The following is a 24,936-nucleotide window of genomic DNA, read 5'->3' as shown; positions in this document are numbered from 1 at the left end:
GGCGAGGGGCGGGGACTGGAATCGCGGCCGTCGTGGTGGGACTGGCCGGGCTGCTGTCGGGGGTTGGCGGTCTCGTCCGCACGTGGCAGGGATTCGGCGGTTCGATCGTGTCGAGCGAGAGCATGAAGCCGACGTACGGACCGGGCGACCGGATCGTCTACGAGCGGATCGGCGGGAGCGATGTGCGGCGCGGGGACGTCGTGGTGTTCTCGGTGCCGGACCGGTACGGCGACGCGCTGGTGATCAAGCGGGTCATCGGTGTCGGTGGGGATCATGTGACGTGCTGCACGGGAGCGGGAGCGGACAGGCGCGTCTCCGTGAACGGAAAGCCGCTCCGGGAGCCGTACCTGAAGGGCCCGGAGGCCAGTCGTGGGTTCGGCGACCCCTCCTACGACGTGCGGGTTCCGAAGGGGCGGCCGTTCATGCCGGGTGACCATCGTGCCGACGCCCGTGACGCGCGGGCCTTCCTCGGCGACCAGGGCGGGACGCTACCGGAGTCCACGGTCCGGGGTCGGTTGATCGAGGACTACACCGTGCCGGTGGTGCTCGGGACGGCGATGATGCTCGGTGTGCTGCTGGTGCTGTCAGGAGCGGGTCTCGGGATCGCCGCTCTGGTCGTAGGGCGGCGGGCGCGGGCCGCGGCGGCGCCCCCGCCGCCGCGGGCGGTCCGGATCTGAGAACCGGCCGCGTGCAAAGCCGTGGGGCCCGCCGAGTGGTTCGGCGGGCCCCACGGGCTGGTGCGTTGCGTCAGTGTCCGGCGCCGCTCGGCGTGGGTCCACCGGGCGTCGCCTCGGGGTCGGGGCCCTTGGCGGCTTCGGCCTCGCTGTAGATGTCCGGCTCGAGGTAGATGACGCGGGCGATCGGGACCGCCTCGCGGATGCGGGCCTCGGCGGCGTCGATGGCGGTGGCGATCTCGGTGGCCGTCTCCTCGTGGCGGACGGCGATCTTCGCGGCGACGAGGAGTTCCTCGGGGCCGAGGTGGAGCGTGCGCATGTGGATGATGCGGGTGACGGTGTCGCCGTCGACGACGGCGGCCTCGATCTTCCGGGTCTCCTCGGCGCCGGCGGACTCACCGAGCAGCAGCGACTTGGTCTCGGCGGCGAGGACCAGGGCGATCAGGATGAGCAGGACGCCGATGCAGAGGGTGCCGATGCCGTCCCAGAGGCTGTCGCCGGTGAGCAGGGCGAGGCCGACGCCGCCGAGCGCGAGGACCAGGCCGACGAGGGCGCCGAGGTCCTCCAGGAGGACGACCGGGAGCTCGGGGGCCTTGGCGTGGCGGACGAACTCCTTCCAGGAGCGGCGGCCGCGCAGGGTGTTGGACTCCTTGATGGCCGTGCGGAAGGAGAAGGACTCGGCGATGATCGCGAAGACCAGGACGCCGACCGGCCAGTACCAGTGCTCCAGCTCGTGCGGGTTCTTGATCTTCTCGTAGCCCTCGTAGAGGGCGAACATGCCGCCGACCGAGAAGAGGACGATGGAGACGAGGAAGGCGTAGATGTAGCGCTCGCGGCCGTACCCGAAGGGGTGCTGCGGTGTGGCTTCGCGCTGCGCCTTCTTGCCGCCGACCAGGAGCAGCGCCTGGTTGCCGGAGTCGGCGACCGAGTGCACGGACTCGGCGAGCATCGACGACGAGCCGCTGAAGAGGAACGCCACGAACTTCGCTACCGCGATCGCGAGGTTGGCGGCCAGTGCCGCCACGATCGCTTTGGTGCCGCCTGACGCGCTCATGTGTCCGCGTTGTCCCTTCGTACGCCGTTCCTGGGCCGGGCGCCGCCTTGGTGCGACGCCCGTGGCTTTGCCCGTGCTTGACGGTGGGCCATTGTTGCAGCCCGTTCCGGCTGCGGTGTTTCAGGTCACCGGCACAGGGGCGATCGAAACGGTCAGGCGATGACCGTGGCTCGGAAAAGCGTGCCGGTTCCGGACACTTCGGCCTTTTCGCCGGCCGGGACGAAGACGGAACGGCCCGGGGTCAGGTCGTGCTCGCCGGCCCGGACGGAGCCGGCCGTGCAGAGCAGGATCTGCGGTGTCGCCCGCGTGAGGTCGCGTACGGTGCCGGCCTCGGGGAGGACGTGGCGGGACAGGCGGAACTCGTCGATCGGGGTCTCGTAGAGCTCCTCGCCGTCCGGGGAGGCCTCCGGTCGCAGGACACCGGGGTCGCTCGGCCGGAAGCGGACGACGCGCAGGAGTTCGGGGACGTCGACGTGCTTGGGGGTGAGGCCGCAGCGCAGGACGTTGTCGGAGTTGGCCATGATCTCGACGCCGAGGCCGTCGAGGTAGGCGTGCGGGACGCCGGCGCCGAGGTAGAGGGCCTCGCCGGGCTGCAGCCGGACGTGGTTCAGCAGCATCGCGGCGATGACGCCGGGGTCGCCCGGGTAGTGGTGGGCGATGCCGGCGTAGGGGGTGTAGGAGCCGCCGAGCCGGGTGCAGGCGGCCGCCGCTTCCGCGACCGTCCGGGACATCTCCTCGGGGTCGGCGGTGAGGATCGCCGTGAGGACCTCGCGCAGGGCCGCTTCCTCGGGGTGGGCGTGCAGCAGGTCGACGTACGGCTTGAGGGAGTCGACGCCGAGGTCGTCGAGCAGGCCGGCGGCCTCCAGCGGGTCGCGGAAGCCGCACAGACCGTCGAACTCGGTGAGAGCGCAGATCAGTTCGGGCTTGTGGTTGGCGTCCTTGTAGTTGCGGTGCGGGGCGTCCACGGGGATCCCCTTGCGTTCCTCGTCGGCGTAGCCCTCCTTGGCCTGTTCCAGGTCGGGGTGGACCTGGAGGGAGAGCGGCGCCCCGGCGGCGAGGATCTTGAGGAGGAAGGGCAGGCGGGGGCCGAACCTGGCGACGGCGGCCGGTCCGAGTTCCTTCTCGGGGTCGGCGTCGATGACCTCGACGAGCGTGCCCCGGTCGGTGCGTGAGGGTGCGCCCGGGTGGGCGCCCATCCACATCTCCGCCTGTGGTTCACCGGTCGGTTCGGTGCCGAGCAGGTGCGGGATGGCGGTGGTGGAACCCCAGGCGTAGGGGCGGATGGTGTTGTCGAGGCGGTCCATGGGGATCTCTCCGCGTTGTTCTGTGCGTACGGCGTTGGCGCACCGGGCTCGGCGTGCGGGTTGCTCCGCGGTCGGGCGTCAGGGTGTCCCCGGCATGATCACGCCCTCGAGGCGAGCGCCAGGTAAACCGCAGCGAAATCCGTGATGGCGATCAGTTCCGCGAGGGTCTCCAGTTCGCCGCCCGCCTCGGGTTCCAGTTCGCTGATCGGTGTGTCGTGGCTGAGTGCCAGATCGCGGGCGCCGGGGGCGGCGGTGAGGCCGCCGATGGGGCGGTCGCGCAGGAGCACCACGCGCGCGTGCAGGGCGGGTGGTTCCTCGACGCGGTCGCGGAAGAAGTCGTCGGGGTCCGCGCTGGCGGCGAGCGGGCCGGCGAGCAGGGCGCTGTGGGCGGCGAGGGCCTCGGGGAGTTCGGCGACGACCGCGGGGGTGCCGGACAGTTCGGCGAGCGCGGCGGCGAAACGGCGGCCCGCGGGGCCGGCCGAGGTGCCTTCCGTCCAGACGATGGGAAGCGCGTCGGCGAGTTCGGCGGCGAGGGTCTTCGCCGGGTTGCTGTAGGTGGCGATGGCGGGCCCGCAGCGTTCGGCGACACGGTCGAGGCGGTCGGCGACCCGGCCGAGGGCGTCCGGCGGGGCGGCGAGCACGCCCGTGCGGTCCAGGAGGGCGAGGAGCGGGGTGAGCAGCGCCCACAGGACGCCGGGGGCGGACGCGGCGAGGGGCTCGTCCTGGTCGTACGGCGCGGTCGCCATGGGCACGAACATGCCGTGCGAGCCGTTGACCGCCTCGGCGAGCGGGGAGCGGCCGGGGGCCACGGCGACGACGGCGCAGCCGCGGCGGTAGGCCTGTTCGGCGAGGAGGGACAGGCCCGGTTCGGTGCCGTCCGGGGTGGTGATCAGGAGGAGGTCGACGGAGCCGACCCAGCCGGGAAGTTCCCAGCGCAGGGCTCCCGCGGCGGGCGCGACGCCGGTGGGTGCCAGCCGTGTGACCGGGCTGCCGGCGCCGGCGAGGGTGCCGAGGAGGTCGGCGGCGTGGGTTGCGGCGGCGCCCGGACCGGCGATGAGGACGGCGCGGGGGCGGCCGTCGGGCTTGAGGTCGTTGACGCCCGCCTCGTTGGAGTGCCGCGCGGCCGTGCGGACGCGGGCGCCGGCTTCGGCGGCGCCGCGGAGCAGGCCGCGATGGTCGGCCTCGGCGAGGCCCTCCGGGGAGTCGAGCAGCGATTCGTCGAGCATGAGCGGCAGCCTCCGGTCGCCGGGGTCCGTTGTGCGGGTGTCGTCCTACGTCGGTGCCCGTTGGGCCGGGGACGTATGTGCACCCGGGGTGGCGAGGGTGCCGCCGGTCAGGCGGGGCGGCGGGCCTCGTCGACGAGGAGGACGGGGATGCCGTCGCGGACGGGGTAGGCCAGACCGCAGTTCGCGTCGGTGCAGATCAGCTCGCTGTCCTGCTCCCTGAGGGGGGCGTGGCAGGCCGGGCAGGCGAGGATCTCGAGGAGGCCGGATTCGAGGGGCATAGGGGGTTCCTCCGAGGTGCGGGCGCTTGGGGTTGTGCCTGGTCAGGTTACCGCCGGTGGGAACGGCGCCTCAGCCCCTGATGATGCCCAGCACCTCGTCCCGCACGCGCGCCATGGTCTGCGGGTCCCTCGCCTCCGCGTTCAGCCGCAGCAGCGGCTCCGTGTTGGACGGGCGGACGTTGAACCACCAGTCGGCGGCGGAGACCGTGAGGCCGTCGAGGTCGTCCAGGGCGATGCCCTCACGGCCCTCGTAGGCGGAGCGGACGGCGTCGAGGCGGGCCGTCTGGTCGGCGACCGTGGAGTTGATCTCGCCGGAGCCGGTGTAGCGGTCGTACTCGGCCACCAGGGAGGACAGGGGGGTCTGCTGTCCTCCGAGTGCGGCGAGGACGTGGAGGGCGGCCAGCATGCCCGTGTCGGCGTTCCAGAAGTCGCGGAAGTAGTAGTGCGCGGAGTGCTCGCCGCCGAAGATCGCGCCGGTGCGGGCCATCTCGGCCTTGATGAAGGAGTGGCCCACGCGGGTGCGGACCGGTGTGCCGCCGTTCTCCCGGACGACCTCGGCGACGGACCGGGACGTGATCAGGTTGTGGATGACGGCGCCCTTGCCGCCGTGCCTGGCCAGTTCGCGGGAGGCGACCAGGGCGGTGATCGCGGACGGGGAGACCGGTTCGCCGTGCTCGTCCACCACGAAGCAGCGGTCGGCGTCGCCGTCGAAGGCGAGGCCGAGGTCGGCGCCCTCCTCGCGGACCCGCTTCTGGAGGTCGACCAGGTTGGCGGGGTCGAGGGGGTTGGCCTCGTGGTTGGGGAAGGTGCCGTCGAGTTCGAAGTACATCGGGACCAGGGTCAGCGGCAGGCCGGCGAAGACCTCGGGGACCGTGTGGCCCCCCATGCCGTTGCCGGCGTCGACGACGACCTTCAGGGGGCGGATGGAGGTCAGGTCGACCAGGGAGCGCAGGTGGGCGGCGTAGTCCGGCAGCGTGTCGCGGCCGGTGATCGTGCCTGCCTTCGCGGCGGGTTCGGGGGCGCCCGACTCGCTCCAGCGCTCGACCAGTTCGCGGATCTCGGCGAGGCCGGTGTCCTGGCCGACCGGGGCGGCGCCCGTGCGGCACATCTTGATGCCGTTGTACCGGGCCGGGTTGTGGGAGGCGGTGAACATGGCGCCCGGCAGGTTCAGCGCGCCCGAGGCGTAGTACAGCTGGTCCGTCGAGCAGAGGCCGATCTCGGTGACGTCGGCGCCCAGCGCGGCGGCGCCGCGCGCGAAGGCGCGGGACAGGCCGGGCGAGGAGGGCCGCATGTCGTGCCCGGTCGCGATGGCGCTCGCGCCGGTGACCCGTACGAACGCCGCTCCGAAGAGCTCTGCCAGGGACTCGTCCCACTGGTCGGGGACGACCCCGCGTACGTCGTACGCCTTCACGACCTGCGACAGATCAGCAGCCACGGCCAGCCTTCCTGGAAAATGTGTCGGTCGGCCCAAACTACCGTTCCTGATCGATGAGCAGGAGTGAGTGCCGCTCCCCGTGGCTGGTCAGGGGGGTGTGATCAGTTGTCGGGCGACCTGAGGACGCGCAGATGCCCTCGCCGCGCGACCTCCATCGGGTCGGCCGCTCGCCCGCCCCCGCCGGCCCCGGCCGCCCGCTCCTGGGGACGGGCCGCCTCGCGCACGGCGTTCGCAAGCGCTTCCAGGTCGTCGCCGCTGGGGCGCGCCGGAGCGGAGCCGTCGAGGAGCCGGACGACCTCCCAGCCACGCGGGGCGGTGAGGCGTTCGGAGTGCTCGGCGCACAGGTCATAGCAGTGGGGTTCGGCGTAGGTGGCGAGCGGGCCGAGGACCGCGGTCGAGTCGGCGTAGACGTACGTCAGCGTCGCGACGGCGGGACGGCCGCAAGCGGTGCGCGAACAGCGACGTACAGGGCTCACGTCGATGGACGGTACCGCACTCTTGAGCGGGCCGCGACGACTCTCCACCAGGTCACTCCACCGTGTCGCGTTGTGAAACGTCCCACACGCCCCGTCAGGCCCGCCCGGTTGACCTGCTCGAACAGCGTCGGGCGGCGTGTCGAACGAGCCCACAAGCGGTCAAGGATCGCCACAAAACCCTCAATTACCGCGAGATTGCCGGTCTCGTAGGGATACGGAATCGCGCCTAACCTTGGCCGGAATGGTCATGTAACGACATGCCGTGCCGGTCGGCCGGAAGCCGCTCGTGGCGCCGTGCGATGCCGGGCGCACGGGCGCCGCTGGGACTACCCTTCACCAGTGATGGACAAGCCCGTGACGCCCGCTGCTGACGCCGCCCGCGGGCCCCGCCGCCGTGATCGCCACGGCCGGGGCATGCGTGGTCCGATCGCACCACCGCAGGTGCCGCTCGCCGCGAGCCGCGCGGAGGCGTTCGCGGATCTGGTGCAGGACTCCGTGGAGCGACTGGAGCGGCGGTGGCCGCAGCTCGCAGAAATCGATTTCCTGGTCCTGGAGGTGCCGCGGCTCGACGGGCCCGGCCAGGCCTGGAACGACGAGGCGGTGCCGCTCGGCGGCACGATCAGTGCCCGCGACGGGCGCCCCGCGCGTGTGGTGATCTACCGGCGGCCGGTCGAGATCCGCACCAAGGGCCGCGACGAGCGGGCGGCCCTGGTGCACGAGGTCGTGGTCGAGCAGGTGGCCGAGCTGCTCGGGCTGACGCCGGAGACGGTGGATCCGCGGTACGGCGAGGACCCGGGCTGAGACCGGCCGAAACAGGTCGCCCGACCTGCTTTCGGAGCACCGGCAGGCTACTTCTGGAGCACCGACAGGTCCTCGTCCGCCTCCGGCACCGCGACGGTCCCCCGGTCGTCCGGAAGGGTCTGCACCGTGAAGCCGGGGACGCCGTCCTCGGTCGCGGCCAGGGTGCGGGCGCCGTAGACGGGGCCGCCGGACCTGGGCTCGACCGTGAGCGCGTAGGCGCCCTTCAGGCCGCTGGGGACCGGGGGCTCGATGTCCTGGGTCGTGCCGGCCTTGATCGTGTACGTCTTGGACACCGGCGCGCCGCCCTCGCTGCCCGCCGAGGCGGTGACCTCGACCGTGGCGGCCTCGGTGGGGGCGGTCAGGGACAGGGTGCTGCCCTTGGCGCTGTTGTCGGCGGACGTCGCGCGCGTGCCGACCGGGCGGGCGGCCGGGATGAACGCCGTCTCCTGGTTGTCGCCCTTGCCGCGTACGACCCGCAGGGCCGCCACGACCGGCACGGACCGGTCCGTCGGCGTCAGCAGCAGTGAGCCCGCCTCGCCGCGGGTCACGTCGCCCAGGTCGACGGCCGTGGTCATACCGCCCTTGACGTGCACCGTCTCGTGCCCGGCCGGCGTGATCAGCCCGGAGGGGGAGGCGAGGCGCACCTTCAGATCGGCGTCGTCGTCGCCGGGGGTGAAGGCGACCAGACGCACGGAGGTGGCGTCCTTGGGGATGCCGGGCAGGACCAGGCTGCCCGACGGGTCCGCGGAGGCGGCCAGCCAGTCGCCGCCGAGCTTGTCGTCCAGTGCCTGCACGGCGGCGCCGACGCGCCCGCTGCGGACGTTGACGTGCACCGTGACGTCGGTCTGCCGCTCGTCGCTGAGGGTGGACAGCAGGACCGGCTCGCTGGAGTGCGGCTTGACGGTGATCCCCTCCGCCACCGTGGACTGGAGGGCACCGTCCTTGCCGTAGAGCTCGATGTCGGCCACGGCGGCCGAGTCGTCGGGGTTCGTCAGGTGGACGTAGTCGGTGCGGCCGGATGCCGTGCTGGCGCCGGGGAACCAGAAACTCGTGTCCGGGGCCGTGCAGTTGACGCCCTGGAGGCCGCGCCCGGTCCCCGCGGCGACCTCCGTCGTCTGCTGGACGGTCCAGCCGGGCGCGAACCTGCCGTCCGCGGTCCCGACGAGCGCGGGCGTGTCGGCTCCCGAACTTTCCGCGGTGACCGGCTTGCCGGGCTCCTCGGGCGTCAGCACGGGCTTCTCGGCCTTCCGCTCCGCGGACTTGCCGTCGCCCTTCCCGCCCTGGTCGCCGCCCGCGCCCGAGCCGTCCGCCGACTCCACCGGCGCCGCCTGGAGTTCGGCCTTGCCGCCGCCTTCCGTGCCCTTGGTCACGGGCGTGAAGGAGGTGTAGGAGGTCTCGGCGAGGTCGGACATGCTGGGCGCGGGGCACAGCAGGCTCGTGCGCTCCACGGGCAGTTGGGCGGCCGCCCCGGCGGAGGCGTTCGTGCCCGGTGCGTCCGGGGCGGACAGGGCCGCGAATCCGGTGACGGCGGCGAGCGCGGTCGCACCGGCGATCAGGGACAGGGTCGTGCGATTCACTGCTGGCTCCCGTCGGGACGCTCACTGCCCGTGCCGTGGGGGTGGTGCTCCTGCCGCGCCGGGTCGTACGGCGTGCCGTAGCCCTGGGCGTAGGTCTGGTCGTAGCCCGCCTGGTCGTAGCCGGTCTGGTCGTAGCCCGTCTGGTCGTACGACGGCTGCTGGGGCGGGCCGCCGTAGGCGTACGGGTCGTACTGGCCGCCCTGGTACGGATCCGCCTGGTACTGCCCGCCGTACGCGTCCGCCGGGTACTGGGCGCCCTGGTACTGGTCGCCATGGCCCGCGTACTCGCCGCCGTCCGGGTGGCCCGCCGCGTCCCACTGGCCGTGGCTCTGCTGCTGCGGGACCTGGACGGGTGGCTGTTCAGGCTGCGCCGGCGCGGCGGGGAACTCCTCGGGCCGGGTGGTCCCTTCGGCCTCCGCCTGGGCGCGCAGGCGGCGGGCGCGGCGGCCCTCGCCTGCGACCGCCTGGGCGGGGACGGCCGGCTCCTCGGGCAGGTCGTCGTCGATGTCGCGACGCCGGCCGGGCAGCGCGAGCACCACGAGGACGACGCAGAGCAGGCCCTGCGCCCACAGCCACAGGGTGTGGCCGACCGGGTCGTCGTAGGTGACGTCCAGCTTGCCGCCACCGGCGGGGAGCCGGAAGCCCTGCGCCCAGCCGTCGACCGTGGTGCGGGTCAGCGGCTTGCCGTCGAGCGTGGCCGTCCAGCCGTCCGCGGCGGAGTCGGCCAGGCGCAGCACCCGTCCGTCCGCGCCGGCCGGGATCGTGGTGTGGATGTCGACCGGCCCGGCGGCGACCGGCTGCGGGGTGCCGGAGCCGGAGCCGGGGACGATGGTGGCGCGCGCCACCTCCCGGTCGATCCGCCACAGCGCTCCGCCGGCCTGCTGGCTGAGCCGGGTCAGGCCGGGCGTGGCGTCGAGGACGCGGGTGACCTCGCGGGGCGCGCCCCGGTGGACAAGGACGTAGCGCACGGCGAAGCCGCCGAGCTGGCCGGCCTGGTCGGCGCCGGAGCCGGCGACGAGGTTGGCGACGACCTTGTCGAGCTTGCCGTTCTCACCATCGGCCGCGGCGATCTCGCCGTCGCCGAGGCGGGCGCCGGAGCCGCGGACCAGCATGTATCCGACGTGGGACGCGGAGTCGCTGTCGAGGACCAGGGTGCGGGCCTGGTCGCGGGTGCCGCTCTCCTCGGCGACGAACGCGGGCACCTGCGTCGTGTCGCGCCGCTCCAGAGGGCCGTCGGCGCCGCGGATCATCCAGCCCGCGGCGACGAGCAGCGGGCCGGCGGCCGAGGCGAAGGCGATCAGCGCGGCGACCGGCTGGCGCCAGCCGAAGCTCTGCTCGGCCACGCGCGAGCGCGCCCCGTCGGCGCCGAGCACGGCGGCCGCGAGGAGGCCGATGCCGTAGACGAGGGTGGCGGGTCCGGCCCAGGTGGAGCTGTTGGCCAGGACGGCGAAGACGAAGCCGGTCAGGGCGACCGCCCAGGCCGTCCAGATGCCCCGCCGGCGTTCCGAGCGCAGCAGGGCGGCGAGCGCGGCCAGCACGATGCCGCTCAGCATGAGGCCGCTGACGGTGCCGGGGCCCCCGGGGCTGGCGCCGAGCAGGTCGAGGGCGGATGCGGCCGAGGGGCCGTACCGCAGACCCGCCTCCTGGAAGAAGCCGAACGGGAGCAGGGAGAGCGACCAGGGCGCGAGGACCAGCAGGGGCGTGCCGAGCTGGGCGAGGAACCGCAGTCCGTACGCCGGGATGTCCGACCGGTGCAGCACCAGCAGCCCCACGCCGAGGAGCAGGGCGATGGGCCAGACGACCGGGGTGAACGCGGTGGTGATGGTCAGCAGCAGGGCGTACGCCCACGTGGCGCGCCAACTGCCGCGCGTCCCCTCGCGGTTGGCCAGGCCACCGGCCGCGATGCCCGCGCGGGCGACGAGCGGCAGCAGCACGGCCAGGACGGCGGTGCCGATCCGGCCGCCGGCGAGGGCGCCGGTGGCGGCGGGGAGGAAGGCGTAGGCGACGGCCGCCCAGGCGCGCAGCAGCCGGGACTGGACCAGCGGCCGGGAGGCGAAGTACGCGGTGACACCGGCCAGCGGCACCGAGCAGACGAGCAGGACCGACACGGCCAGGCCGGTGGAGCCGAAGAGCAGGGACGCCAGCGTCGCCACCAGCGCGAGGTACGGCGGCGCGGCGGAGGTGCCGCCGGGGCCGACCGGGTGCCAGGCGTCCAGGTAGCGCGCCCACAGGTCGGCGGAGTCGGCCGGGGCGGGCAGCAGGGCGCCGCCCGCCAGCGCCCCGCCGCCGAGGAGTTCGCGGCAGGCGACCAGGGAGACGAGCAGCAGCACCAGGAAGAGCACCGGGCCGGGCTTGCGCGCGACGCGCTTGAGCCGGGCGAACTGCTCGACCTCGAGGAAGTCCGCGTCGTCGCCGCCGGGGCCCGACTCGACGGCGCCGCCGTGCCGTCCGGCGCCGACGGCGGTCTCGGGGTCGGAGCGGCCGACGAGGTTGCCCGCGACCTGCTCGACGGTGGCGCGGACGGTCGCGCCGGGCGGCGGGAACAGCGCCCGCAGCTCGCCCTTGTCGATCTGGGGCGCGCCTCTGCCGCGCCGCCCGGCGAGGATCCGTTCGGGCCTGAGCAGCGTGCCCATCAGGCCGCGGATCTCGTCGACGGCCTGACCGGGGACCTTGCCGAGCAGGTAGGCGAGGGTCCGCAGCAGGGTGCCGAACACGATCCGCAGCAGCACCCAGGGCAGTGCGGCCGTACGTGTGTTGACGAGGAGGGTGTAGACGGCTCCGGCCTTGTCGACCTTGTGCGGGGAGGCCGCGGTGCGGCCCACGCAGTCGACGGTGCGGCGCTCGCGGGAGGACGCCTCGGCGTGCCGGACGACCGCCTCGGGGGCGACCAGGACGCGGTAGCCCGCCGCGTGGGCGCGCCAGCACAGGTCGACGTCGTCGCGCATGAGGGGCAGGTGCCGGTCGAAACCGCCGAGCTGTTCGAAGACGTCGCGGCGGATCAGCATGCCGGCGGTGGACACCGACAGCACGGTCTGGACGTGGTCGTGCTGGCCCTGGTCCTGCTCGCGGCGGTCCAGGCCGGTCCAGCGGCGGCCGGAGTTGGCGATGGAGACGCCGACCTCCAGCAGCTGCCGCCGGTCGTACCAGCCGCGGAGTTTGGGGCCCACCACGGCCACGTCCTCGCGGCCCAGCTCGTACTCGTTGTCCACGACCCGCAGCAGCTGGGCCAGGGCGTCAGGTTCCGGGGCGCAGTCGTCGTGCAGCAGCCACAGCCACTGGACCGGCTCGCCGTGCGGGAGCTCGGGCATGTCGTAGGCGTCGTCGCGCCACGAGCGTGTCACCGGGTCCCAGCCGCTGGGCCGTTTCAGGTAAGGCAGTTGCTCGGGGGTGAGGACCGGGGCGGTGCGGCCGCACTCCTCGACGGCCTGGCCGAAGCCGGTACGGCGGGCCAGGTGCAGCACGCGGTCGGCGCCGAGGGCGTCGGTGACCAGCTGGGCGGAGTCGTCCGCGCTGCCGGTGTCGGCGCCCATCGCGTACTGGACGGGGCGCTCCTGGCCGAGCAGCCCGGCGAGCGCGTCGGGCAGCCAGCGGGCGCCGTCATGGGAGACGAGGACCGCGGTCACCACATGGCGCGGGAACTCGGGAGGGCGGGCTGGGTCGAACGCGGCGGTGGCAGCGGTGTCGTGGGGAGCTGCCGGGTGGCTGTGCACGGACATCGAGGTACGGGCCCCGGTTCGGTGGACTGTGGGGGACGCCTGCGACCGGTGGGGCTGCGGGGCGTCTCGGACGAGCGACCACACTATCGGCTGCGCAACAAAGGGGCCCGCCGCCTGTGGATAACCCACGGACGACGGGCCGTTCACGAAGAACCGGGCCGGTCAGACAGCGGCCTTCTTCAGCCGGCGGCGCTCCCGCTCGGACAGGCCGCCCCAGATGCCGAAACGCTCGTCGTTGGCGAGGGCGTACTCGAGGCACTCGGAGCGGACCTCACAGGCGAGGCAGACCTTCTTGGCCTCCCGGGTCGAGCCGCCCTTCTCGGGGAAGAAGGACTCGGGGTCGGTCTGGGCGCACAGCGCGCGCTCCTGCCAGCCGAGCTCCTCATCCGCGTCGTCGACCAGCAGTTGCTGCACCAGCTCGGTCATGTGCGCCCCTCGTCTGTTCTTTTCCGCGTCCCCGTGATGTAGCCGTTACCGATTCCGGCTGAACGACACGAGTGAAATTACAAGTGTGCTGCTCCGGGCGAGTCAAGCTGAGATCTGCTATTGAGCCCCTTATTCACTCTGCGGAACCAAGCCCACGCGGAAAGTGTTCAAATCACCTTAAAACCCGACACACCGACGGAGCCCGCGAGGGCTCACATCGTCCGCCGGACCCCTCGCGGACCTGTACAGGGAAGGACGCCCAGAGGTTCGATCTCGTTCCGACACGCACGCCGAAGCGAACCGGATCACAGTCGGATCACGAGTCCGCAACGGCGTTTGACGCACCTGGATGGACGCCATGTGTCCCGGAGACGCCATGAACAAACCTTTCATCTGAGCGATGAACCGGATGAGGTGAACCACATCCCAGATACCGGGTGCCGAGTTGACAGGGGAGGTGTGAACCGGTGTCCTAGTGGGCATGCTCGCGAACTCGGCACTCACCTCGACCCGCCCCGCCGGGTCCCACGGTGCTGCCCGCGCTCGCTGTAGCTGTCGCTGTTCCAGCTGTTGAGCCACACCTGCTCCAGCTGAAGGCCGGGACACCCGCCCCCGGCTCTCGTTCCCTCTGACCTTCTTTCACTGAGGAACCACCGCACCCATGAACAGCGACAGCGACCTCCAGATCGCCGGCGACATCCTCGAAGTCCCCCACCTCCTCCAGGCCCCGCGCGAGCACCCGGCAACCGTCGCCGAGTTCGCCGGCCTCGCGCGCTCCATCGCCGCCGACCGCGCCCAGTGGGAGCACCTCGTCCGGTACGACGCGGCCAGCCGCTGGTACCACCGGCTGCGCACCGGGCCGGGCTACGAGGTGTGGCTGCTGTCCTGGGTGCCCGGCCAGGGCAGCGGGCTGCACGACCACGGCCGCTCCTCCGGTGTGCTGACCGTGCTGGACGGCACACTGACCGAGCGCACGGAGCGGGGCACGCGCGCGTTGCGGACGGGCGCGCAGCGGGTTTTCGCGCCGGGGTACGTGCACGAGGTGGTGAACGATGCACTGGGGCCCGCGGTGAGTTTGCACGTCTACTACCCGGGTCTGACCGAGATGCCCATGCACACGGCGCAGCACTGCGAGGCCCGGAGCGCGCCGGGGGTCATGACCGCCTGACGTTCCCGCAGCCGCTGACCGGTTGTCGTGGCGGCCTGCAAGACTGGCTCCCATGCGCATTGTGGTTCTGGCAGGCGGCATCGGTGGTGCCCGGTTCCTGCGTGGTCTGAAGCGGGCCGTGCCGGACGCGGACATCACGGTCATCGGCAACACCGGGGACGACATCCACCTCTTCGGGCTGAAGGTCTGCCCGGACCTCGACACGGTGATGTACACGCTCGGCGGCGGCATCAACGAGGAGCAGGGCTGGGGACGCGCCGACGAGACCTTCCACCTCAAGGAGGAACTCGCGGCGTACGGCGTCGGGCCCGAGTGGTTCGGCCTCGGCGACCGGGACTTCGCCACGCACATAGTGCGGACCCAGATGATCGGCGCCGGATACCCGCTGAGCGCGGTGACGGAGGCCCTGTGCGACCGCTGGAAGCCGGGCGTGCGGCTGATCCCGATGTCCGACGACCGTGTGGAGACCCATGTGGCCGTCGAGGTCGACGGTGAACGCAAGGCGGTCCACTTCCAGGAGTACTGGGTGCGGCTGCGCGCCTCGGTGCCCGCGGAGGCGATCGTGCCGGTCGGCGCCGACCAGGCGAAGCCCGCGCCGGGCGTCCTGGAGGCGATCGCCGAGGCGGACGTGATCCTCTTCCCGCCGTCCAACCCGGTCGTGTCGATCGGGACGATCCTGGCCGTGCCGGGCATCCGGGAGGCGATCGCCGACGCCGGGGTGCCGGTGATCGGCCTGTCCCCCATCGTCGGCGACGCGCCCGTGCGGGGCATGGCCGACAAGGTGCTGGCCGCCGTGGGCGTCGAGTCGACGGCACCGGCGGTGGCCGAGCACTACGGCTCGGGACTGCTGGACGGCTGGCTGGTCGACACGGTGGACGCGGGCGCGGTGGAGCGGGTGGAAGCCGCCGGGATCCGCTGCCGGGCCGTGCCCCTGATGATGACCGACGCCGACGCGACCGCGCGGATGGCCCGGGAGGCGCTGGCCCTCGCGGAGGAGGTGCGCGGGGCATGAGCGGCGAGGAGCAGGGCGACGGCGGCTACCGGGTGTGGGCCCTCGGGGGCATACCGGAGGTCACGGCCGGGGACGACCTGGCCAAGCTGATCGCGGCCGCCGAGCCCGGTCTCGCCGACGGTGACGTGCTGCTCGTCACCTCGAAGATCGTGTCCAAGGCGGAGGGCCGGATCGTCCAGGCGGCCGACCGGGAGGCGGCGATCGACACGGAGACCGTGCGGGTGGTGGCCCGGCGCGGCAGCCTCCGGATCGTCGAGAACCGGCAGGGCCTCGTCATGGCCGCGGCCGGGGTCGATGCCTCCAACACCCCTTCCGGCACCGTGCTGTTGCTGCCCGAGGACCCGGACGCCTCCGCGCGCTCGATCCGCGAGGGGATCCGGGACGCCCTCGGCGTCGACGTCGGGGTGGTCGTCACCGACACGTTCGGACGACCCTGGCGCGCGGGGCTCACGGACGTCGCGATCGGCGCCTCCGGGGTGCGCGTGCTGGACGATCTGCGCGGGGGCACGGACGCGTACGGCAATCCCCTCAGCGCCACCGTCGTCGCCACCGCCGACGAACTCGCCGCCGCCGGCGACCTGGTCAAGGGCAAGGCGGCCGGGCTGCCGGTCGCCGTGGTGCGCGGACTGCCGCACGTCGTCGTGGACGGCGGCGACGCAGATGGGGCACGGGCCATGCTGCGCGGGGCGCGCGACGACATGTTCCGGCTCGGCACCTCGGAGGCGGTACGGCTGGCGGTGACCCAGCGGCGTACGGTGCGGGCCTTCACGGACGAGCCCGTCGACCCCGGAGCGGTACGACGGGCGGTGGCCGCGGCGGTGACCGCGCCCGCGCCGCACCACACCACCCCGTGGCGCTTCGTGCTGCTGGAGTCCGAGGAGTCGCGGACGCGGCTGCTCGACGCCATGCGGGACGCGTGGATCGCGGACCTGCGGCGGGACGGCAGGACGGAGGAGTCCATCGCCAAGCGGGTGCGGCGCGGGGACGTGCTGCGGAACGCGCCCTGTCTCGTCGTCCCCTGCCTGGTCATGGACGGCTCGCACACGTACGGCGACACCCGGCGCGACGGGGCGGAGCGGGAGATGTTCGTGGTCGCCACGGGCGCCGGCGTGCAGAACTTCCTGGTCGCGCTGGCCGGGGAGCGGCTCGGGTCGGCGTGGGTGTCATCGACGATGTTCTGCCGGGACGTGGTGCGCGAGGTGCTGGAACTGCCCGCGGACTGGGACCCGATGGGTGCGGTGGCGGTCGGACATCCGGCGGAGGAGCCCCGGCCGCGGCCGGAGCGGGACGCGGGGGCTTTCATCGAGGTGCGGTGACAGGCGCGGGGCGGGGCCTACGCTCATAGGGCTGCTCCGCCCGCAGGGCTGCTCCGCCCGCAGGGCTGCTCCCGCTCGTAGCAAGCGCCGCATCGGATCCCAGGGACTTCTCTCATGGCAGGACGGTTCGCTCCCCGGCCCACGCGCACCACGGTGCGCGGTGGGGAAGTCGGCGTGTCCGGGGGTGTGCCGCGGCAGTCCGTCGGGCCCGGGCGGGTGCGGGACTGGGTGCCGGACGGGCCGCTGGATCTCGGGCTGGTGCTGGGGCCGCTGCGGCGCGGACCGGGGGACCCCACGTTCCGCGCGATGCCGGACGGGTCGGTGTGGCGGGCCTGTCGTACGCCCGCCGGACCCGGGACGCTGCGGGTCAGCGCGTACGGCGGTGGGGTGCGCGGGGAGGCCTGGGGGCCAGGGGCCGAGTGGCTGCTGGAGCAGTTGCCGGAGCTGCTCGGGGCCGCCGATGATCCGTCCGCTTTCGTGCCGCGGCACCGGCTGGTCGCGCTGACCCGGCATCGGCGGCCGGGGCTCAGGCTGACGCGGACCGGGCTGGTGCTGGAGTCGCTGATCCCGTCGATCCTGGAACAGAAGGTCACGACCGATGAGGCGTACCGGGCGTGGCGGCTGCTGGTGCGGAAGTTCGGGGAGCCGGCGCCGGGGCCCGCGCCCGCGCGGATGTGTGTGATGCCGGCGCCTCGGACGTGGGCGTTGATCCCGTCGTGGGAGTGGCATCGGGCCGGGGTCGACAACAAGCGGGCGTCGACGATCCTGCGTGCGGTCCGGGTGGCCGGGCGGTTGGAGGAGGCGGTCCGGATGGAGCCGGGGGCCGCTCGGGCGCGGCTGGAGGTCGTGCCGGGGATCGGGCCGTGGACGTCGGCGGAGACCGTGCAGCGCAGTCACGGGGCGGCGGACGAGGTGACCGTGGGGGATCTGCATCTGCCGGGGATCGTGGGGTGGGCGCTGGGCGGGGACCGGGATGCGGATGACTCCGTGATGCTGGAGTTGCTTGAGCCGTATGCGGGGCAGCGGCATCGGGCCGCTCGGTTGATTCTGCTGAGTGGGAGGGTGCCGGGGCGGCGGGCGCCGAAGATGCCGCGGTGGGATATCGGGCAGCTGTGAGGAGCTGCCCGTATCCGGGGCTCGGCATCGGTGCTGGAGGCGGGGGTGCGCAGCCCGGCGTGGCGGGCTGCCGCTGCGCCCACCCTGCCGCCCTTGGCGGCACGATCGCCCGCAGCCAAGCGGCTATTGGTCGGACGAGAAGCGGACTGCTCCTGCGGGGATTTGGGCGTCGCACCAGATGCGGGTGCCCTGGAGGAGTTCGTTGTCGGGGCCGACTGTCGCGCCGTCGCCTATGACCGTGCCCGTGAGGACCGAGCGTTCGCCGACGCGGGCTCGGGAGCCTATGAGGGAGTCGGTGATGACCGCGCCGGGTTCGATCACCGCGCCGGCCAGGATCGTGCTCCCGAACACGCGGGCGCCCTCGGCGACGAAGGCGCCCTCCCCCACCACCGTGCCGCCCGAGAGCTTCGCGTCGGCCGCGACCGTCGCCGTCGGGAGGACCAGGCGGTCGCCGCAGCGGCCGGGGACCGCGGGGGACGGGGCCCGGCCGAGGACCAGGTCCGCCGAGCCCCGGACGAAGGCCGCCGGGGTTCCCAGGTCCAGCCAGTACGTCGAGTCGACCATGCCCTGCAGGTGCGCCCCGGCGGACAGCAGGTCGGGGAAGGTCTCCCGCTCCACCGAGACCGGGCGGCCCAGCGGGATCGTGTCGATGACCGAGCGGCGGAAGACGTACGCCCCCGCGTTGATCTGGTCGGTGACGATCTCCTCCGGCGTCTGCGGCTTCTCCAGGAACGCCAGGACCCGGCCCGTGTCGTCCGTGGGGACCAGGCCGTAGGCCCGGGGGTCCGTCACCTTCGTGAGGTGGAGCGAGATGTCGGCGCCGGTCGTCGCGTGGGTGTCCACCAGGGCCCGGATGTCGAGGCCGGTCAGGATGTCCCCGTTGAAGATCAGCACCGGGTCGTCGGGGCCCGAGTGCAGCCGGGAGGCCACGTTGCGGATGGCGCCGCCCGTGCCCAGGGGCTCCTCCTCCGTCACGTACTCGAGGTGGAGCCCGAGCGCGGACCCGTCGCCGAAGTACGGCTCGAAGACCTCGGCCAGATAGGACGTGGCCAGGACGATGTGCTCGACTCCCGCCGCTTTCGCTCTCGCCAGTTGGTGCGTGAGGAAGGGCACCCCGGCCGCCGGGACCATGGGCTTGGGCGTGTGCACCGTGAGCGGGCGCAGCCGGGTGCCCTTGCCGCCGACCAGGAGGATCGCTTCTGTCACGTGTCGTCTCTGCTTCCTGACGGGACCGGCCGAACTGTCTTTCGGCCGGTCAGTGTATGCAGACCGTTCCGTAGCGCCTTCGCTGGCCGTGCGGCGTTCCGCCCGGTGTCCCCCGACGGCGGTCAACGAGCGTCTCAGCGGCCCTGGTACCGGGCCGCCTGGGAGCGGGCCGAGCCGAGCTTGCCGTAGAGCTTGCGTCCCGGGCACGCCGTCTGGAAGCCGTCCCGGTGTCCCGAGATCACGTTCAGTCGAACTTTCTTGCCTTTTCGGTAGAGATTGCCACCCCCGGACTTCAGGTATGTCTTTCCCCGTGGATTCACCCCGTGCAGGCCCAGCTTCCAAGCCGTGAGGCGTGCGATGGCCTTGACCGCGGCGGACGAGGGCTTGGTGGCGCCGTACGAGCCGAGGACGGCGATCCCCATGCTGTTGCTGTTGAAACCACGGGTGTGCGCGCCGAGGACCGGCTTGGCCACGCCCCCGGCGCGGCCCTCGTAGATCTTTCCGCACTTGTCGATGAGGAAGTTGTAGCCGACGTCGCGCCAGCCCATGCTCTGAACGTGATAGCGGTAGATACCGCGGATGAGTGACGGGGACTGCGAGCAGAGGTAGTTGTTGCCGCTGGCGGTGTGGTGCACGAAGGCGGCCTTGACCTTCTTGGTGTAGCGGAACTTCCGCTCCCGCAGACCCTCGTTCGCGCCCCAGCCGCGGCGCGTGACGATACGCGGGCGCGGGCCGATGTACGGCTTCGCCTGCAGTTGCTGCTCCGTCAGCGCGCCGGCGTTGAGGGCGAAGTACTCCTGCTCGGTCTCTGCGCGGCTCAGTTCCCCGATCTCGGTGGCGCCGAAGGAGGCGAGCCCGGAGTTGACGGCGGAGGCGTCGGCGGCGGTGACCGCCGTGGCGGCCGTGGCGGCGGAGTTTTCGGCGTTCAGGTCGGCGGTACGGGGGCTCTCGCCCGGGGCGCCGGAGAGCGGGGCGTCCTGGGCTTCCCCTCCGGGGTCGACGAGGTCGAGGCGCAGTCCGGAGAGGGGCGAGGGCGGGGCGGGCAGGTCGCGGGGGTCCGCGCCGTCCTGGCCGGGGCCGGCTTCCGGGCCGCCGGGCTCGGGGGTGATCCGGAGTTCCACGCCGTCGGACTCGCCCACCCACAGGGGTGCCGTGGCGCCCCGCACCCGGCCCGTGGTGCTCTCGGGGGTGCCCGGGTCGGCGCCGTGGTCGGCGGTGTGCGTCTCGACGTTCTGCCAGCCCGACCAGGTGCCGGTGCCGACGGCGCGGGTGCGGACCTGGACGCGGCCGTGCAGTTCGGCTCGGGGGTCGTCCCAGACGACCCCGAGGAGGGAGAACGGGCGTACGGCACGGCGGGGCAGGCCCTGTTCGATGATCCCGGAGGGTCGAGGGGTGCCGCGATCGCGGCTGACGGGTTCGAGGGGGAGGGACTGGGTGCTGCCCGGGGCGTACGGTTCGGCCGCGCGCCGGTCGGTGGTGGTCGTGGCCGGTGTCCCCGCACGGGGCGCGGGTCTCGCTGCCGTTGCGGCTTCCGCGATCGGTACCGGTCCCGCCGCCGCGGCGGCGGGCGGAGTGAGCGGGAGGGCCAGAGCGGCCGCACAGGTGACACCGATGGAAGAAGCAAGGAATCCACGCATGCCCCTGATCTTGGACATGGTTATATAAACCTGTCTATTTGGGACTTGACGCGCTGTCGGCCCCCGTTCGGCCGAACCGGTGACGAACCGGCGGCGGGGCGATGGCAGGGGCGTTGGGTGCGGACCCCCTGGGGCACGTACGCTTGCGCGGGTGAACGCCACCGATCGCACCCCCGCCGACCTGCTGGGTTCCGCGCTCGCCGCGGATCCGGGACGCCCGCTCGTGACCTTTTACGACGACGCCACGGGCGAACGCGTCGAACTGTCCGTGGCCACCTTCGCCAATTGGGTGGCCAAGACCGCCAATCTCCTCCAGGACGAACTGTCCGTCGAGCCCGGGGACCGGGTGGCTCTGCTGCTGCCCGCGCACTGGCAGACGGCGGTGTGGCTGCTGGCGTGCTCGTCGGTGGGGGTCGTCGCGGACGTGTCGGGGGACGTGCGGGCGGCCGACGTCGTGGTGAGCGGGCCGGACGGGCTGGAGGCGGCACGGGCCTGCTCCGGGCCACGGATCGCGATGGCGCTGCGGCCCCTCGGCGGGAGGTTCCCGCAGGCCCCCGAGGGCTTCGTCGACTACGCGGTGGAGGTGCCGGGGCAGGGGGACCGGTTCGTGCCGTACGCGCCCGTGGATCCGGAGGAGCCCGCGCTGGTCGTGGCGGGGCGGGAGTTCAGCGGCGCGGAGGTCGTGGAGCGGGCTCGGGCGGAGGCGACGGGGCTGGGGCTGACGGGGCCGGGGTCGCGGATCCTGTCGGGGCTTCCGTACGACACGTGGGAGGGGTTGAACGCGGGGTTGTACGGGCCGTTGGCCACGGGGGGTTCTGTGGTGCTGTGCCGGCACCTGGAGCTCGCCGGGGGCGGGGTGCTGGACAAGCGGGTGGAGAGTGAGCGGGTTACGGCTGTTGCCCGGTAGGGCGTTTCCGGGTGCTCGGCTTTCCGGGTGCTCGGCTTTCCGGGTGCTCGGCGTTGGGGCTAGGGCGGGGCGTTGTGCGGCCCGGCGTTGCGGGGTGCCGCTGCGCCCACCCTCCCCCAAGCTCTCGGCTTCGCTCGAGCAGGGGGGACCCCCATCGCCCCAGCGGCACGACTGCCCGCAGCTTGGGCGGCACGACTGCCCGCGGCTTGGGCGGCACGACTGCCCGCGGCTTGGGCGGCACGACTGCTCTCGGCTTGGGCGGCGCGACTGCCCGCAGCTATGTAGCGTCACCCGTTCGGTTCATCACCGCCCCTCCCCCGCCCCCCATTCACGCCACAGTCGTAGGAGAAGTGCGCGCGGCGCGTCCTACGTGAGGTGGCTGGAGGGGTCCTGTCTTGGCCGGCACCAGTGGTGGGTCCTTCCGGAGGCCGGGGGCAGGCGCGGGTGCCTCGGCCAGCGGGCGGGGGCTGGTGCGGCGGCGCCGGCGGCGGTGGGTGCGGTGGACGGCGTTCGGGGTCGCCACCCTCGTCGTGGCGGCCGGGGGCGCCGGGTGGGTGATGTACGCGAAGCTCAGTGGGAACATCACGCCCGACGAGGCGGCCGCGGCCGAGCTGGCGCGGTACGACAAGGAGCGGCCCACCTCGCTGGTCAAGGACGCCCGGAACATCCTGCTGATCGGGTCGGACTCACGCGAGGGCGGCGACAACGCCCGCTACGGGCGTGACTCCGGGACCGAGCGGTCGGACACCACGATCCTGCTGCACCTGTCCGCCGGCCGGCGCAGCGCCACCGCCGTCTCCCTGCCCCGGGACCTGATGGTCAACCTGCCGGGCTGCCGCCGCCCCGACGGGTCGCGCAGCGCCCCGAGGTTCGCCATGTTCAACCAGGCCTTCCAGCTGGGCGGTTCGGCCTGCACCATCCGGACCGTCGAGAAGCTCACCGACATCCGCGTCGACCACCACGTCGTCGTCGACTTCCACGGCTTCAAGGAGATGGTCGACGCGGTCGACGGCGTCGAGGTGTGCCTGAAGGAGCCGATCGACGACCGGGCGGCGAAGCTGAGACTGCCGGCCGGGCGGGTGAGACTCGACGGCGAGCAGGCACTGGGCTACGTCCGCGCCCGCAAGTCGCTCGGCGACGGCAGCGACACGGAAAGAATGGAGCGTCAGCAGCGCTTCCTCGGGGCACTCACCAACAAGGTGCGCAGCAATGGCGTACTGCTGAATCCGGTGAAGCTGTATCCGGTGCTGGACGCCGCCACATCTTCGCTCACAACCGACCCGGATCTGGCGAGCCTTCGCGGTTTGTACGAACTCGTGCGGGGCCTGCGCGACATCCCCATGGAACAAGTGCAATTCCTGACCGTGCCTCGGCAGTCGTACGCGTACGACGCCAATCGCGACCAACTCGTGGAGCCCCAGGCGGAGAGGCTGTTCGAGCGGCTGCGTACGGACACGCCGGTGGTCGTGGCGGGGAACACGCCGCACGGCTCGGGCTCGCGGAGGTCCGCCGATTCGCGGGACGGGGCGCACGGGGATTCGTATGCGGTGCCATTCGCGGGACCCGCCGTCACCGTTTCTCCTCCACCGACGTTCCGCGGGAACACGGCAGCCGAGGACACCTGCGGGTAAAGCGGACGCCAAGGAACTCCAGGGTAATGAACTCTTCACCTGAGAAATGGGCGAATTGCCCGGGTGTAGGGACGTGCGTTGTGTCACCGTCGTCGCTCGACGCTGAACTGGGCGGTTAGTGTGAGCGATCCGGTGCGCCCGGCTCTGAGGACGGTCCTGAGGTCGCGCACTGTGTGACCGAGACCCGGGCGCCTTGGAGGGGGTAGGCGCCGCGCCCCGACGGAGGAAACAGACGACCGTGGACGCGCAAGGCCGTGGGCGGGCGGACGACATCGATCCCGCCGACCAGTGGGTACTCAATCCGGCTACCGGTGAATACGAACTGCGATCGCCCGGTTCCCCACTGCAGTCAGGTGTTCCCAGCCCCCGCAGGCCGCCCTCCTCAGGCACGGGCACACCGCCGCGCGGCCGTACGGAGACACCCGGCCGCGCGGCACCACCGCCGGGCAGGCGCCGCCGGGCGCCGGAGGAGCCACTGCCCGGGCGGCGCGGGCGCCGGCCGGCCAAGAAGGCCGCCAAGGGGAAGAAGGTCCTGCTGTGGACCGGCGGCGCGATGGCGTTCGTGCTGGTCGCCGGGGCGGGTGCCGCGTACTTCTACATCGAGCACCTGAACAGCAACATCGCGTCCTTCTCCGACGACGGCGCCAGCACCGGTGGCTTCGAGAAGGACAAGGCCATCAACATCCTGCTGATCGGCACCGACAAGCGCACCGGAGCGGGCAACGAGAACTACGGCGACGCGGGCAGCGTCGGGCACGCGGACACCACGATCCTGCTGCACGTCTCCAAGGACCGCTCGAACGCGACGGCCCTGAGCATCCCCCGTGACCTGGTCGTCGACATCCCCGACTGCCCGACCACGCAGGGGGACGGGTCGCAGAAGGTCATCCCGGGCACTCCGCAGGCCCGCTTCAACACCAGCCTCGGCCAGGACGGCCGTACGCCCAGCTGCACCATGCGGACCGTGACCGAGCTGACCGGGGTCAAGCCGGACAACTTCATGGTCGCCGACTTCAACGCGGTCAAGACGCTGTCCAGCGCGGTCGGCGGGGTCGAGGTCTGCCTCGGGAAGGACATCGACGACCCGGACTCGCACCTCAAGCTGTCCAAGGGCACACACACCATCGAGGGCGAGCAGGCGCTGGCGTTCGTGCGCACCCGGCACTCGGTGGGCTTCGGCGGCGACCTGAGCCGGATCGGGCTCCAGCAGCAGTTCCTGAGCGCGCTGATGCGCAAGCTGAAGTCCAACGACACGCTCACCAGCCCCTCGAAGATGCTGGACCTGGCCGAGGCGGGCACCAAGGCGCTGACCGTCGACTCGCAGCTGGACAGCATCAGCAAGCTGAAGGACCTCGGTCTGGAGCTGGGCAAGCTCAACACCAAGAACCTGACGTTCACCACGGTCCCGGTGATCGACAACCCGGCGGAGAAGGTCAAGACCACGGTCGTCCTCAACGAGTCGACGGCCCCGCAGGTCTTTCAGATGATCAGGGACGACGTCTCCTTCACGGCCGTCAAGCAGCAGAAGAAGAAGGAGGCGGCCGCGGTGGCCGCCCGGCTGAAGGGCGCCAAGGCCCCGGCCTCCGAGGTCCGGGTGCGGATCCTCAACGGCGGTGCCGTCGCGGGCAGCGCCCAGGAGACGCTCAGCTGGCTGCAGAACGAGGAGGGCGTGACCAAGTCGGAGAACGGCGGCAACGCCCCCTCCGAACTGGCGAAGACCACGCTCGAGTACGCCCCCGACCAGGCCGACCAGGCCCGTCGCCTCGCCGGCATCATGGGCCTGCCCGGGTCGGCCATGAAGCCGGGCGAGAGCGTGGAGAACGGCCAGGGACTGCCCGCGATGACCCTCACCCTCGGCAAGGACTTCGAGGGCGCGGGGGTTTCCCTCACCGCTCCGGCGAAGGCGCCGGCGGGCGTCGACAAGTCCACGGCGGACAAGGTCGAGTGCGCCGAGTGACCTGAGGGGCCTGCCGTAC

At 72.6% G+C, this 24,936-nt stretch carries 20 protein-coding genes; 9 read left to right on the top strand and 11 right to left on the bottom strand.

Going from position 1 to position 24,936, the window contains the following annotated elements:
- Window positions 1–32 precede the first annotated feature (32 nt).
- On the top strand, window positions 33–677 hold the full coding sequence (gene lepB / locus IE212_RS16745; RefSeq protein WP_229864366.1) for a signal peptidase I: 645 nt from the start codon (window positions 33–35) through the stop codon (window positions 675–677).
- A gap of 70 nt (window positions 678–747) precedes the next feature.
- On the opposite strand, the gene IE212_RS16740 is transcribed toward lepB, so the two are convergent.
- The 6 genes from IE212_RS16740 to IE212_RS16715 all read right to left on the bottom strand — a co-directional run bounded on the left by IE212_RS16740 (window position 748) and on the right by IE212_RS16715 (window position 6,495).
- Window positions 748–1,728 carry a cation diffusion facilitator family transporter gene (locus IE212_RS16740; protein ID WP_190198630.1) on the bottom strand — a complete coding sequence of 327 codons (981 nt, stop codon included), beginning with the start codon at window positions 1,726–1,728 and terminating at the stop codon, window positions 748–750.
- A 152-nt stretch (window positions 1,729–1,880) separates the two neighbouring features.
- Entirely contained in the window at window positions 1,881–3,032 is a 1,152-nt protein-coding gene (gene manA / locus IE212_RS16735; protein ID WP_190198629.1) for a mannose-6-phosphate isomerase, class I, read from the bottom strand.
- A gap of 98 nt (window positions 3,033–3,130) precedes the next feature.
- Complete coding sequence (locus IE212_RS16730) at window positions 3,131–4,258, bottom strand: SIS domain-containing protein (RefSeq protein WP_190198628.1); 1,128 nt, start codon at window positions 4,256–4,258, stop codon at window positions 3,131–3,133.
- Window positions 4,259–4,365: 107 nt separating this feature from the next.
- Window positions 4,366–4,536 carry a Trm112 family protein gene (locus tag IE212_RS16725; protein ID WP_190198627.1) on the bottom strand — a complete coding sequence of 57 codons (171 nt, stop codon included), beginning with the start codon at window positions 4,534–4,536 and terminating at the stop codon, window positions 4,366–4,368.
- 70 nt (window positions 4,537–4,606) lie between these two features.
- Window positions 4,607–5,971, bottom strand: a complete 1,365-nt coding sequence (locus IE212_RS16720; RefSeq protein ID WP_190198626.1) for a phosphomannomutase/phosphoglucomutase — start codon at window positions 5,969–5,971, stop codon at window positions 4,607–4,609.
- 101 nt (window positions 5,972–6,072) lie between these two features.
- Window positions 6,073–6,495: a DUF3499 domain-containing protein gene (locus IE212_RS16715; RefSeq protein WP_030250272.1), complete on the bottom strand. Its 423-nt coding sequence runs from the start codon at window positions 6,493–6,495 to the stop codon at window positions 6,073–6,075.
- A 294-nt stretch (window positions 6,496–6,789) separates the two neighbouring features.
- On the opposite strand from IE212_RS16715, the gene IE212_RS16710 reads away from it, so the two are divergent.
- Window positions 6,790–7,248: a metallopeptidase family protein gene (locus IE212_RS16710; RefSeq protein ID WP_190198662.1), complete on the top strand. Its 459-nt coding sequence runs from the start codon at window positions 6,790–6,792 to the stop codon at window positions 7,246–7,248.
- 47 nt (window positions 7,249–7,295) lie between these two features.
- Here the strand turns inward: IE212_RS16710 and IE212_RS16705 are convergent, their stop codons facing one another.
- The 3 genes from IE212_RS16705 to IE212_RS16695 all read right to left on the bottom strand — a co-directional run bounded on the left by IE212_RS16705 (window position 7,296) and on the right by IE212_RS16695 (window position 12,967).
- Window positions 7,296–8,825, bottom strand: coding sequence for a DUF5719 family protein (locus IE212_RS16705; RefSeq protein WP_190198625.1), 1,530 nt, complete (start codon window positions 8,823–8,825; stop codon window positions 7,296–7,298).
- Window positions 8,822–12,541 (bottom strand): glycosyltransferase, encoded by a 3,720-nt coding sequence (locus IE212_RS16700; RefSeq protein WP_190198624.1) that lies wholly within the window; start codon window positions 12,539–12,541, stop codon window positions 8,822–8,824. The genes IE212_RS16705 and IE212_RS16700 overlap by 4 nt, the downstream gene beginning before the upstream one ends.
- Before the next feature lie 162 nt (window positions 12,542–12,703).
- Complete coding sequence (locus IE212_RS16695) at window positions 12,704–12,967, bottom strand: WhiB family transcriptional regulator (RefSeq protein ID WP_003975777.1); 264 nt, start codon at window positions 12,965–12,967, stop codon at window positions 12,704–12,706.
- A 661-nt stretch (window positions 12,968–13,628) separates the two neighbouring features.
- On the opposite strand from IE212_RS16695, the gene IE212_RS16690 reads away from it, so the two are divergent.
- The 4 genes from IE212_RS16690 to IE212_RS16675 all read left to right on the top strand — a co-directional run bounded on the left by IE212_RS16690 (window position 13,629) and on the right by IE212_RS16675 (window position 17,579).
- Window positions 13,629–14,135 (top strand): cysteine dioxygenase, encoded by a 507-nt coding sequence (locus IE212_RS16690; protein WP_190198623.1) that lies wholly within the window; start codon window positions 13,629–13,631, stop codon window positions 14,133–14,135.
- Between the two features lie 52 nt (window positions 14,136–14,187).
- On the top strand, window positions 14,188–15,147 hold the full coding sequence (cofD, locus tag IE212_RS16685; RefSeq protein WP_190198622.1) for a 2-phospho-L-lactate transferase: 960 nt from the start codon (window positions 14,188–14,190) through the stop codon (window positions 15,145–15,147).
- Window positions 15,144–16,463: a coenzyme F420-0:L-glutamate ligase gene (locus IE212_RS16680; protein ID WP_190198621.1), complete on the top strand. Its 1,320-nt coding sequence runs from the start codon at window positions 15,144–15,146 to the stop codon at window positions 16,461–16,463. Before cofD ends, IE212_RS16680 begins: the two co-directional genes overlap by 4 nt.
- Before the next feature lie 114 nt (window positions 16,464–16,577).
- Entirely contained in the window at window positions 16,578–17,579 is a 1,002-nt protein-coding gene (locus tag IE212_RS16675) for a DNA-3-methyladenine glycosylase family protein (RefSeq protein WP_190198620.1), read from the top strand.
- Between the two features lie 123 nt (window positions 17,580–17,702).
- On the opposite strand, the gene manB is transcribed toward IE212_RS16675, so the two are convergent.
- Both manB and IE212_RS16665 read right to left on the bottom strand, forming a co-directional pair.
- On the bottom strand, window positions 17,703–18,785 hold the full coding sequence (manB, locus tag IE212_RS16670; RefSeq protein WP_190198619.1) for a mannose-1-phosphate guanylyltransferase: 1,083 nt from the start codon (window positions 18,783–18,785) through the stop codon (window positions 17,703–17,705).
- 134 nt (window positions 18,786–18,919) lie between these two features.
- On the bottom strand, window positions 18,920–20,422 hold the full coding sequence (locus IE212_RS16665; RefSeq protein ID WP_190198618.1) for a peptidoglycan recognition protein family protein: 1,503 nt from the start codon (window positions 20,420–20,422) through the stop codon (window positions 18,920–18,922).
- A gap of 151 nt (window positions 20,423–20,573) precedes the next feature.
- Here IE212_RS16665 and IE212_RS16660 point away from each other — a divergent pair, with 151 nt between their 5' ends.
- From IE212_RS16660 to IE212_RS16650, 3 genes are all read left to right on the top strand, one after another.
- Window positions 20,574–21,329, top strand: a complete 756-nt coding sequence (locus IE212_RS16660) for a TIGR03089 family protein (protein ID WP_190198617.1) — start codon at window positions 20,574–20,576, stop codon at window positions 21,327–21,329.
- Window positions 21,330–21,724: 395 nt separating this feature from the next.
- Window positions 21,725–22,960 carry an LCP family protein gene (locus IE212_RS16655; RefSeq protein ID WP_190198616.1) on the top strand — a complete coding sequence of 412 codons (1,236 nt, stop codon included), beginning with the start codon at window positions 21,725–21,727 and terminating at the stop codon, window positions 22,958–22,960.
- A 238-nt stretch (window positions 22,961–23,198) separates the two neighbouring features.
- The gene (locus IE212_RS16650) at window positions 23,199–24,917 is read left to right on the top strand and encodes an LCP family protein (protein WP_190198615.1); all 1,719 of its coding nucleotides are present in this window, start codon (window positions 23,199–23,201) and stop codon (window positions 24,915–24,917) included.
- Window positions 24,918–24,936: the final 19 nt, after the last annotated feature.

The organism is Streptomyces djakartensis, assembly GCF_014651075.1.
Taxonomy (GTDB): Bacteria; Actinomycetota; Actinomycetes; order Streptomycetales; family Streptomycetaceae; genus Streptomyces; species Streptomyces djakartensis.
Note: the sequence above shows the minus strand (reverse complement) of the source record. Positions and strands in the feature narration are given on the sequence as shown.